Below are 9635 nucleotides of genomic sequence, written 5' to 3'. Positions count from 1 at the left end.
TTGCGCGAGCGCGCGCGCACCGGGCGCGGCCAGGAGGTGCAGAGCGCGCTGTTCGAGAACTGCGTCTTCCTGTCCTCGCAGCACATGCAGCAGTACCTGATGACCGGCGAGGCACCGCCGCCCATGCCCTCGCGCGTGTCGGCCTGGAGCGTGTACGACGTCTTCACCCTGGCCGGCGGCGAGCAGCTATTCATTGGCGCCGTTAGCGACAAACAGTTCGCCACACTCTGCCGCGTGCTGGACTGCCCAGCGCTGACCCAGCGACCGGAGTACGTGGACAACGCCGCCCGCGTTGCCGTACGGCCCAAGCTGCTGGCCGAGCTGGGCGCCATCCTGGCCGACCACCGGCTGGACGAACTCGCGCCGCGGCTGGAGGCCGCCGGCATTCCCTACGCGCCCATCGCGCGGCCCGAGCAGCTGGTGGACGACCCCCATCTGCGGCAGAGCGGCGGCCTCGCACCCATGGTGACCGACGACGGCGGCACCACCGACGTCGTGCTGCTGCCCCTGACCCTCGGCGGCCGACGGCCGGGCGTGCGCATGCCGCTGCCGCGCGTGGGCGAGCACAGCGAAGAGATCCTGTCCGCCCTCAAGGCCGCCACAGCCTGAGCTTCGAAGAAGAGGCTGCGCGCCATGCGCCGCAGCCTGCCCCTGCATCGCATTCATAACAACGGAGACACCCATGAACACAACCAACGCTCACCCCTTGCCCGCAGGTCCCGCCACGCTGCGCCGCCGCACCCTCATGGCCTGCAGCGCTGCGGTCATCACGCTCGGCCTGGCGGGCGCCGCCCATGCGCAGGGCAGCACGCCGCTGCGCGTCATCCTGCCGGTGAGCGCCGGCTCGGGCGTGGACGTGATCCTGCGCTCGGCCCAGGTCGCACTGTCCAAGGCGCTGGGCGGCCAGCCGGTGGTCATCGAGAACATGCCCGGCGCGGGCGGAATCACCGGCACGCAGGCAGCGGTCCGGGCCGCGCCCGACGGCAACACCATCGCGGTGGTGTCCAACAACCATGCGGTCAATCCGAGCGTGTTCCGCAAGCTGCCGTACGACAGCCTGGGGGACATCACGCCGATCACGGTGATCGGGGGCTCGCCCTTCGTGTTCGTCGTCAATCCGGCGAAGGTGACGGCGCGCAACGCCAGGGAGCTGCAGGTGCTGCTCAAGGGCAGGCCCGGTGAGCTCAACTTCGCGTCCTCAGGCAACGGCACCATCATCCACCTGGCCGGCGAGCTCGCCGTGAGCGAGATGGGGGGCAGCGCACGCCACATCCCCTACAAGGGCATGGGCTCCATGATCACCGACCTGATGAGCGGCCAGGTCGAGATGGGCGCGGCCGCGGTCGTCGCGGTGCAGGGCCAGATCAAGGCCGGACAGTTGCGGCCCATCGGCGTGATGGGCAAGGAACGCGCCAGCGCCCTGCCCGACGTGCCGACGCTCGCGGAACAGGGCTTTCCGGGCGTCGACATCGCCGGGTGGTTTGCGGCGGTGGGGCCCAAGGGCCTGGCGCCTGCGCAGGTCAGGCGCCTGCACGATGCCTTCGTCACCGCCTTCAACGATCCGGAGGTGAAGGCCGGCTTCGCCAAGCGCGACGACCAGCTGATCCTCAACAGCGCCGAGGAAGCCGCGCGCTTCCTGAAGTCGGAACAGGAGCGTTACGCGGCGCTGGTCAAAAAGGCCAACGTGATCGCCGAATAGGCGCCGCCGCCGTACGGGCTTCAGGCGGCCTGCTTCACGGCGCCCGCGGCCGCCAGCGATTCGATTTCCTCGGTCGACAGCCCCGCCTCGCGCAGCACTTCGGCGGAATGCTCGCCCAACGTCGGCGCCAGGCGCGCGATGCGGGCCGGCGTCGTGCCAAAGCGCACGGGCGGCCGCACCTGAACGGTGGGGCCCTCGGTGGGATGCTCGTGGGTCTCGAACAGGCCGACGCTGACGAGCTGCGGATGCTCGCGCAGCTCGTCGAGCGCATAGATGCGCGTGGCGGGGATGTCCAGCGCTTCGCACAGCGCCAGGCAGGTGTCGCAGTCCATGTCGGCCACCACGGCGGCCAGGTCGGCGTACAGCTCGCGTACACGGGCATTGAGCTGGCTGCGGTCCATGGGGCCGTACTTCTGCAGCAGGGCCGCATGGCCGGTGCGCTCGAACAGCGCCTGCCAGTGGGCGGGCGAGTAAGGCAGCACCGTCACATGGCCGTCGCGCACGGCGATGGGGCGCCGTCCGCCACCCAGCACCCGCGCGTAGCCGGGCTCCGCCGTGGCCGGCTCGAAGGCATGGCCACCCTGGTGCTCGACCAGGGTGAAGGCGGTCATGGCTTCGAACATGGGCACTTCCACATACTGGCCCTGGCCGCTGCGCGCGCGGTGCAGCAGCGCGGCAGTCACGGCCTGCGCCACCATCAGGCCCGCGGCCTTGTCCGCCACCAGCGTGGGCATGTAGCGCGGCTGCGCGCCGTCGCGCAGGTTCAGGTCCACCAGGCCACAGCCCGACAGCACGATGTCGTCGAACACCGGCTTGCCGGCGAAGGCGCCGCCCTCCTGGTAGCCGGTGGCCACGCAGTAGACGATGTCGGGCCGGACGCGGCGCAGGGCCTCGTAGCCCAGGCCCAGCCGCTCGATGGCCGGCACGCGCATGTTGTGGATGAACACGTCGGCCGTGGCCGCCAGTCGCAACAGCGCCTGCACGCCCTCGGGGCGCTTGAGGTCCAGCGCCAGCGAGCGCTTGTTGCGGTTGATGCTGAGGTAGATCGAGCTCATGCCGCGGTGGCGCGACACGCCATTGGCCCGCATCAGGTCGCCCTCCAGGCTTTCGACCTTGATCACGTCCGCGCCCTGGTCGCCCAGGATCTGGGTGGCCAGCGGGCCCAGCACGACGGCAGTGAGGTCGAGGACGCGGAGGCCGGCCAGCGGGCCGCTGGCGGAGGAAGAGGTCTGCTCGAAAGGCTTCATGGGATCGGGGGGAAAAGAGCCGGCGCGCCCAAGGCGTCCGCCGGCCGGGTCATCGTCATTGCTGCACCAGGCCAGCCGCTTCGGCCACGCGCTTGAAGCGCTCGTACTCACGCTGCTGGAACTTGCGCATCTCGTCGCCCTTGAGGTCCAGGAACTCGGCCCCGCGCTGCTGGCGGTAGGCCACGGCCTCGGGCTGGGCCATCACCTCCGCCATCGCGCCGATCAGCTTCTGGGTGACGTCCGCGGGCGTGTCGCTGCGCACGAAGAAGGAACTCCAGACATAGGTCTCGAAATCGGCGAAGCCGCTTTCGATCATGGTGGGCACCGTGGGCAGGGTGGCCATGCGCTTGGCGCCGGTCACGGCCAGGATGCGCACCCGGCCTTCCTTCTGCATCTCGAGGAATGCCGAAGGGTCGACGATGGCCAGCTCCAGCTGGCCGCCGATCACGTCGGTGACCATCTGCGAGCCACCCTTGTAGTTGATGTGGTTGATCTGCGCGCCCGAGGCCGTGCCCAGCCACGCGGCCACCAGCTGGTAGCCCGCCGAATAGTTGCCCACCGCGATCGGCCGCTTCTCGCGCTTGGCCGCGGCCACCACATCCTGGATGCTGTGCGCGGGCGAATCGCCCTTCACCACAAAGCCCGCCGGACCGACGGCCGAGCCCACCAGCGGCTTGAAGTCCTTGAACGGGTCATAGGGCAGGTTCTTCATCACGGCCGGGTTGACCGACATGGGCGAGTTGCTGGCCAGCAGGATGCTGTAGCCGTCGGCCGGGGCCGACTTGACCGACTGCACCGCGATCAGGCCGCTGCCGCCCGGCCGGTTCTCCACGATCACCGGCTGGCCCAGCTTCTTGGCCAGGAGATCGCCGTAGAAGCGCGAGTCCGAGTCCGAACCGCTGCCCGCGGTGAAGGGCACCACGATGCGCAGCGGCTTGGTGGGAAAGGCCGCCTGGGCCAGCGCGGCCGGACTGGCCGCCAGCAGCGCGCCGCCGGCGCCGAAGGCGCCCAGCGCAGCCAGAAAGGCGCGACGTTCAAGGGTCATGGGATGTCTCCGTCTGTAGGTGTGGATTCACGCAAGTCCGGGAAGGCCCGGATGGGACCTCGCTTGCCTGGGCGGACTCTAGCACTTATATTTGTTGACCAACAAGCAAGTTGCTTTAGGTGTTGACCCGGACGCTCCTGTCCGGCACGCACCGTCGAAGGAGACAAGCCATGCAAGCCCTGGACATCCGTCCGGCCGAACTGCCGCCCGACTGCGAGCGGCTGCGCGCCGAGGTGCGCGACTTTCTCGCGCAGACGCTCGGGGACCTGCCGCCGCATGAGCGGGCGCGCAACTGGTCCGGCTACAGCCCCGAGTTCAGCCGAGCACTCGGCCAACGCGGCTGGATCGGCATGACCTGGCCGCGGCGCTACGGCGGCGGCGAGCGCTCCATGCTCGAGCGCTACGTGGTGCTGGAAGAGCTGCTGGCCGCTGGCGCCCCCGTGTCGGCCCACTGGGTGGCCGACCGCCAGAGCGGCCCGCTGCTGATGCGTTATTCGCCCGAGGTGCTGGCGCCCGAGCTGCTACCGCGCATCGCGCGGGGTGAGTGCCATTTCTGCATCGGCATGAGCGAACCCGATTCGGGCTCGGACCTCGCCTCCATCCGCACCCGGGCCGTGCGCGATGGCGACGGCTGGCGCATCAGCGGCCGCAAGGTGTGGACCTCGGCCGCGCACAAGGCGCACTACATGATCGCGCTGGTGCGCACCGCACCGCCCAGTGCCGACCGGCATGCGGGCATGTCGCAGTTCCTGGTGGACATGCGAAGCCCCGGCCTGACCATCCGGCCCATCGTCAACCAGCTGGGCGAGCACGAATTCAACGAGGTCACCTTCGACGAGGTGCCCGTGCCCGCGCACCACCTGATCGGCGCCGAGGGCGAAGGCTGGCACCAGGTCACGACCGAGCTGACCTTCGAGCGCTCGGGCCCCGAGCGCTACATGAGCAGCACGCAGCTCATGCTCGAGATGCTGGACGCCGCCGATGCCGACAACCCGCACCACCAGCTGGTGCTGGGGCGGCTGGCCGCGCAGTACGCCACGCTGCGGCAGATGTCGCTGGGCGTGGCCGGCATGCTGGCCGCGGGCCAGAACCCCGGGCTGGCCGCTGCGGCCGTCAAGGACCAGGGCGCACTCCTGGAGCAGGGCCTGCCCGACCTGGCGCACGAACTCTTCGGCGGCCGCATGCCCCCCGAGAGCGACCTGGCGCGCGTGCAGCGGCACCTCGTGCTGGCCACGCCGTCCTTCTCCCTGCGCGGCGGCACGCGCGAAATCCTCCGGGGCATGCTCGCGAAAGGAATGGGCCTGCGATGAACGACGACCAACAGATGATCCAGGACAGCGCCGCGCGCCTGTTCGCCGATGCGGCCGGGGCCGCGCTCAACATGCAGGTGGAGGCGGGCGAGTTTCCGCAGGCCCTGTGGCTGCAGGTGGAAGAGGCCGGCTTCGCCGCGTCGCTGGCCGCGGGCGATCAGGGCTTCGGTCTCACGCCCGACCAGGCACTGCCGATCTTCGAGGAGCTGGGTCGCCACCGCGTGCCGCTGCCGCTGGCCGAGACGGCCGCTGGCCTGGCCCTGCTGGCCTGCGCAGGCCATGCGCCGCTGGCCGGTCCGGGCACGCTGATCGACGCCGGGCCGGGCCAGACGCTGGCCCTGACCGCCGACGGCCGCCACCTGAGCGGCGAGGCGCCCGCCGTGCCATGGGGACGCCACGCCGCCTGGGCCCTCGTGCAACTGCCGCAAGGCGACATCGCCGTGGTGGACCTGAAGGATGCCACTGGCCTCGCCTGCGAGCCGGGCCTGGACCTCGCCGGCCTGCCCGCCGACCGCCTGCGCCTGACCGGCGTTGCGTTGCGCGCGGTGCTGCCGGCCGAAGCCTTCAGCATCGCGTTGCCGCTGCGCAGCACGGCCGCCCTGCTGCATGCGGCCATGATGGTCGGCACCATGGAATGGGCACTGGCCGAGGCCATCCAGTACGCCAACGACCGCGTGCAGTTCGGCCGGCCCATCGGCAAGAACCAGGCGCTGCAGCAGATGTTGGCCCAGGCCGCGGGCGATGTGGCCTCGGCCCGCATGGCGGTGCGCGCGGCTGGGCTGGACTTCCGGCTCGGCGATGCGGAGCGCGCGGCGCGTGCGGACTTCGGCGTGGCTGCGGCCAAGGTGCGCTGCGGCGAGGCGGCCCCGCGCGTGGCCGCGACCGCGCACCAGGTGCTGGGCGCCATCGGCTTCACGCACGAGCATGCGCTGCACTTCGCCACGCGCCGGCTGTGGGCCTGGCGCGCGGCCTACGGCGCGGACGCCTGGTGGGCGCAGCGCCTGGGTGCCGCGGCCATCCGCGCCGGCGCGGCCGGCTTCTGGCCGGCGATGACGCAGCGGCAGTTCTCCGCGACGGCGGCAGGTTGAACCCGCCCTTCCCTCCCCTCATTCCAGCGAGACCCTCATGCCCCCACGCAGCTACACCGACCTGGGCGTCGACATGGACGGCCACGTCGCCGTCATCGAGCTCCGCCGCCCACCGCACAACTTCTTCGACGTGCCGCTGATCACCGCCATCGCTGACGCGCTCGAAGACCTCGAAGCCAATACCGACTGCCGCGCCGTGGTGCTGGCCGCCCAGGGCACGGCCTTCTGCGCCGGTGCCAACTTCGGCGGCAACACCGACGCAACCGCGGCACCCAGCCCGCGCGCGCTCAACCCGATCTATGCCGAGGCACTGCGCATCTACGCCACCGGCAAGCCCATCGTCGCGGCCGTGCACGGGCCGGCCATCGGTGGCGGGCTGGGCCTGGCATTGGCCGCGGACTTCCGCGTGAGCTGCCCGCAGGCGCGCTTCAGTGCCAACTTCAACCGGCTGGGCTTCCATCCGGGCTTCGGCCTGTCGGTCACGCTGCCGCGGCTCGTGGGTCCGCAGCAGGCGGCCCTGCTCTTCTACACCGGCCGACGCATCGACGGCACGCAGGCGCAGGCGATGGGCCTGGTCGACGCGCTGGTGGACACGCCCGAAGCCGTGCGCGGCGCGGCCCTGGAACTCGCGCAGGAGATCGCGCTGTCGGCCCCCATCGCCGTGCAGGCCACCCGTGCCACGCTCCGGCGTGACCTGCTGCCGCAACTGCGCGAGGCCGTCGCCCGCGAAAGCGAGATGCAGTTCGCGCACTTCCGCAGCGAGGACTTCCGCGAGGGCGTGCAGGCCATGGCCGAACGGCGGCCGCCCAAGTTCAGCGGCCGCTGAAGCAGCCGCCCGCGCCGCCCCCACCTTTTTCGCCATGACGCCCGCATCGCGGGCCAAGGAACCCCCCATGCTTCAAGACGGACTGCTGCGCGGACGGCGCATCCTCATCACCGGTGGCGGCACGGGCCTCGGGCTCGCCATGGCCGATCGCTTCGCGGCGCTGGGCGCACAGCTGGTTCTGTCCGGCCGCCGAGCCGAGGTGCTGGCTGCCGCGCGCGACGGCCTCGTGGCCCGCCATGGCGCCAGCGTGCAGACCCTGACCTGCGATGTGCGCGACGCAGCCGCCGTCGACGCCATGTTCGACGCCGCCTGGCAGCAGGGGCCGCTCGATGTGCTGGTCAACAACGCGGCGGCCACCTTCATCGCGCAGACCGAACGCCTGAGCGCCCGCGCAGCCGACGCCATCCTCGGGCCCACGCTGCACGGCGCGCTGTACTGCACGCTGCAGGCCGGCCGACGGTGGATCGACCGCGGCCGGCCGGGCGTGGTGCTGAGCATCCTGTCGACCTCCGCCCGCACCGGCCGCGCCTTCACTGTGCCCTCGGCCATGGCCAAGTCGGGGTTGCTGGCCATGACGCGCAGCCTGGCCGTGGAATGGGGTCCGCACGGCATCCGCAGCGTGGCCATCGCGCCCGGGCCCTTCCCGACGGCGGGCGCAGGTCAGGCGCTCGACCCGACCGCGGGGCGGGCGTTCGCCAATGCGGCGCCAGGTGTCGGGGCAGCCGCTCCTTATCCCGCCAACCCGCTCGGTCGCGTCGGCCGGCCGCCAGAGCTGGCCGAGCTGGCCGCCTTCCTGGTGAGCGACAGTGCCGCCTACATCAACGGCGAGATGATCGCCATCGACGGCGGCCAGCACTTGCGCACTTCCGGCGCCGAGGACCTGCTGGCCTGGGGTCCCGATGACTGGTCCCGCGCACGGGCGGGGCGCGGCGGCTGAGCGACTCACGCCGCCGACGGGTGGGCCACGCGAAACGCCGCAAGGCGGTGGCGGCTAGTCCTCCACCGCCAGCGTGCGATCGACCATCTGCAGCGCCAGATCGCGCACCCGGTCCAGGCGCAGGTCGCCCAGCACCAGCCGCTGGTGCAGCACGCCGCGCAGCGCGCCGAGCAGCAGTGTGGCGGCGGTGGTCGGGTCGATGTCGGCGCGGATCTCGCCGAGCGCGATGCCGTCGCGGATGTGCTGCTCCAGCCGCGAGATGCTGCTGCGGATGTACTCGCCGATGTAGGGGTTGAGCTCCGAGTCTTCCATGAAGCCCTCGGTCATCATCACCAGCAGTGCGCGGGTCTCGATCCAGCGGGTGTCGTCGCGCACGAAGTAGGTGGAGACCAGACTGCGCACCGCATCCAGCCCCGGGCGGTGCTGCGGCAGCGCGAGGCGCCGCGCCTCGAAGCGGGCACCGATGTTGAGCACCACCCGCTGCAGCAGGCCGGCCTTGTTGCCGAAGCGATGCGCCGGCAGGCCGCGGCTGTAGCCCGCGGCCTCGCCGACTTCGGCCAGCGTCATGCGCACCGAGCCGCGGCGCGCGACCAGCTCCAGCGCGGCATCCAGGATGCGTCGCTCGGCCAGCGCGCGGCGCTCGGCCTGGGTCAGCCGGGCAGCGCCTTCAACACCCTCGTCCGCAGGGACTTCCTCGTCCATGGCCGCATCCACGGCAGGCGCAGATGCGGCGGCGGCCTTGCGCGCCGGACGCTTGCGCGGCGCTGGCGCAGTGGAAGGGGACGAGGCTTTGGAAGGCATGGCGGTCGTGAAGGCGCAAGGGTCACGGAGACGGGGCCGGAAACGATAGCACCTCGGTCGCGCGGCAGAGGTCGCATTCGGGCCCCCCGGCACAATGCCCGCATGCCCCGTTCCCTGCGCTCCCTGCTGCCCTGGCTGCTTGCCTGGCTCGTCGCCGTGCTGGCAGGCAGCGTCTGGCTCGCACGGACAAAACTCGACCGTCTCCAGGCCGACTTCGACACCGAAGGCCGCATCGCCCATCGGCTGATGAGCCAGCAGGTGGTGCAATACGACGCGGTGCTGTCCACGCTGGCCCTGCTGGGGGGCGCGCAGGCGCCCACTGCAGCCGACCGGCCCGAGCAGCGGCTCGGCGCGGTCTACCCCGCCATCCTGCGCGTGCAGCGACGGGCGCCGGGCACGGAATGGACCGATGCCGCACTGGTCGCGGCCGAAGCCACCTCGCGCTCGCGCAAGGCCGCCGTGCTCAGCCGCATCGATCTGGCCGCCGGCCGTTATCAGCTGCTCATGGCGGCCGAGCCGGCCAGCTATGCGCTCGACATCGACCTGGCCGCGACCGTGCCGTGGCAGGAATGGCCGAACGATCCCCGCACCGCCGCCTCGCGCCTGGTGCTGGCGCTGGGCGGCCAGGCCTTCGTCCTGCAACCCGGCAGCGATGCCACGGCAGCAGGTGGCTGGCACTTCG

Annotated in this window: 9 protein-coding genes and 1 pseudogene; 7 read left to right on the top strand and 3 right to left on the bottom strand. The window is 71.5% G+C overall.

Going from position 1 to position 9635, the window contains the following annotated elements; genetic code table 11:
- On the top strand, positions 1-609 hold a 609-nt coding region (locus QZ772_RS05345; protein WP_295523799.1), incomplete at its 5' end, for a CoA transferase.
- 73 nt (positions 610-682) lie between these two features.
- Positions 683-1699 carry a tripartite tricarboxylate transporter substrate-binding protein gene (locus QZ772_RS05340; protein WP_295523797.1) on the top strand — a complete coding sequence of 339 codons (1017 nt, stop codon included), beginning with the start codon at positions 683-685 and terminating at the stop codon, positions 1697-1699.
- 20 nt (positions 1700-1719) lie between these two features.
- Here the strand turns inward: QZ772_RS05340 and QZ772_RS05335 are convergent, their stop codons facing one another.
- Positions 1720-2946 (bottom strand): CoA transferase, encoded by a 1227-nt coding sequence (locus tag QZ772_RS05335; protein ID WP_295523794.1) that lies wholly within the window; start codon positions 2944-2946, stop codon positions 1720-1722.
- A gap of 55 nt (positions 2947-3001) precedes the next feature.
- A complete protein-coding gene (locus QZ772_RS05330; protein ID WP_295523792.1) occupies positions 3002-3991 on the bottom strand; it encodes a tripartite tricarboxylate transporter substrate binding protein in 990 nt (329 codons plus the stop codon).
- A gap of 170 nt (positions 3992-4161) precedes the next feature.
- Between QZ772_RS05330 and QZ772_RS05325 the strand changes: the two genes are divergently transcribed.
- From QZ772_RS05325 to QZ772_RS05310, 4 genes are all read left to right on the top strand, one after another.
- Positions 4162-5301 (top strand): acyl-CoA dehydrogenase family protein, encoded by a 1140-nt coding sequence (locus QZ772_RS05325; RefSeq protein ID WP_294376424.1) that lies wholly within the window; start codon positions 4162-4164, stop codon positions 5299-5301.
- The gene (locus QZ772_RS05320) at positions 5298-6389 is read left to right on the top strand and encodes an acyl-CoA dehydrogenase family protein (RefSeq protein ID WP_295523789.1); all 1092 of its coding nucleotides are present in this window, start codon (positions 5298-5300) and stop codon (positions 6387-6389) included. The genes QZ772_RS05325 and QZ772_RS05320 overlap by 4 nt, the downstream gene beginning before the upstream one ends.
- A 37-nt stretch (positions 6390-6426) precedes the next feature.
- The gene (locus QZ772_RS05315) at positions 6427-7215 is read left to right on the top strand and encodes an enoyl-CoA hydratase/isomerase family protein (RefSeq protein ID WP_295523787.1); all 789 of its coding nucleotides are present in this window, start codon (positions 6427-6429) and stop codon (positions 7213-7215) included.
- Positions 7216-7282: 67 nt separating this feature from the next.
- Positions 7283-8152, top strand: a complete 870-nt coding sequence (locus tag QZ772_RS05310; RefSeq protein WP_295523785.1) for an SDR family oxidoreductase — start codon at positions 7283-7285, stop codon at positions 8150-8152.
- Positions 8153-8206: 54 nt separating this feature from the next.
- Here the strand turns inward: QZ772_RS05310 and QZ772_RS05305 are convergent, their stop codons facing one another.
- Positions 8207-8953, bottom strand: a complete 747-nt coding sequence (locus QZ772_RS05305) for a TetR/AcrR family transcriptional regulator (protein WP_295523783.1) — start codon at positions 8951-8953, stop codon at positions 8207-8209.
- Between the two features lie 102 nt (positions 8954-9055).
- Between QZ772_RS05305 and QZ772_RS05300 the strand changes: the two are divergent.
- Positions 9056-9635, top strand: a pseudogene (locus tag QZ772_RS05300) (two-component sensor histidine kinase); the annotation flags it as partial.

The sequence above is a fragment of the uncultured Pseudacidovorax sp. genome, from assembly GCF_913773995.1.
In the GTDB taxonomy this organism is placed as follows: Bacteria; Pseudomonadota; Gammaproteobacteria; order Burkholderiales; family Burkholderiaceae_C; genus Xenophilus.
Note: the sequence above shows the minus strand (reverse complement) of the source record. Positions and strands in the feature narration are given on the sequence as shown.

Bases quoted from the DNA above. Each gene is read 5' to 3' on its own strand.
- QZ772_RS05320 (WP_295523789.1), top strand. From the start codon at position 5,298: ATGAACGACGACCAACAGATGATCCAGGACAGCGCCGCGCGCCTGTTC.
- QZ772_RS05305 (WP_295523783.1), bottom strand. From the start codon at position 8,953: ATGCCTTCCAAAGCCTCGTCCCCTTCCACTGCGCCAGCGCCGCGCAAG.
- QZ772_RS05310 (WP_295523785.1), top strand. From the start codon at position 7,283: ATGCTTCAAGACGGACTGCTGCGCGGACGGCGCATCCTCATCACCGGT.
- QZ772_RS05315 (WP_295523787.1), top strand. From the start codon at position 6,427: ATGCCCCCACGCAGCTACACCGACCTGGGCGTCGACATGGACGGCCAC.
- QZ772_RS05325 (WP_294376424.1), top strand. From the start codon at position 4,162: ATGCAAGCCCTGGACATCCGTCCGGCCGAACTGCCGCCCGACTGCGAG.
- QZ772_RS05335 (WP_295523794.1), bottom strand. From the start codon at position 2,946: ATGAAGCCTTTCGAGCAGACCTCTTCCTCCGCCAGCGGCCCGCTGGCC.
- QZ772_RS05330 (WP_295523792.1), bottom strand. From the start codon at position 3,991: ATGACCCTTGAACGTCGCGCCTTTCTGGCTGCGCTGGGCGCCTTCGGC.
- QZ772_RS05340 (WP_295523797.1), top strand. From the start codon at position 683: ATGAACACAACCAACGCTCACCCCTTGCCCGCAGGTCCCGCCACGCTG.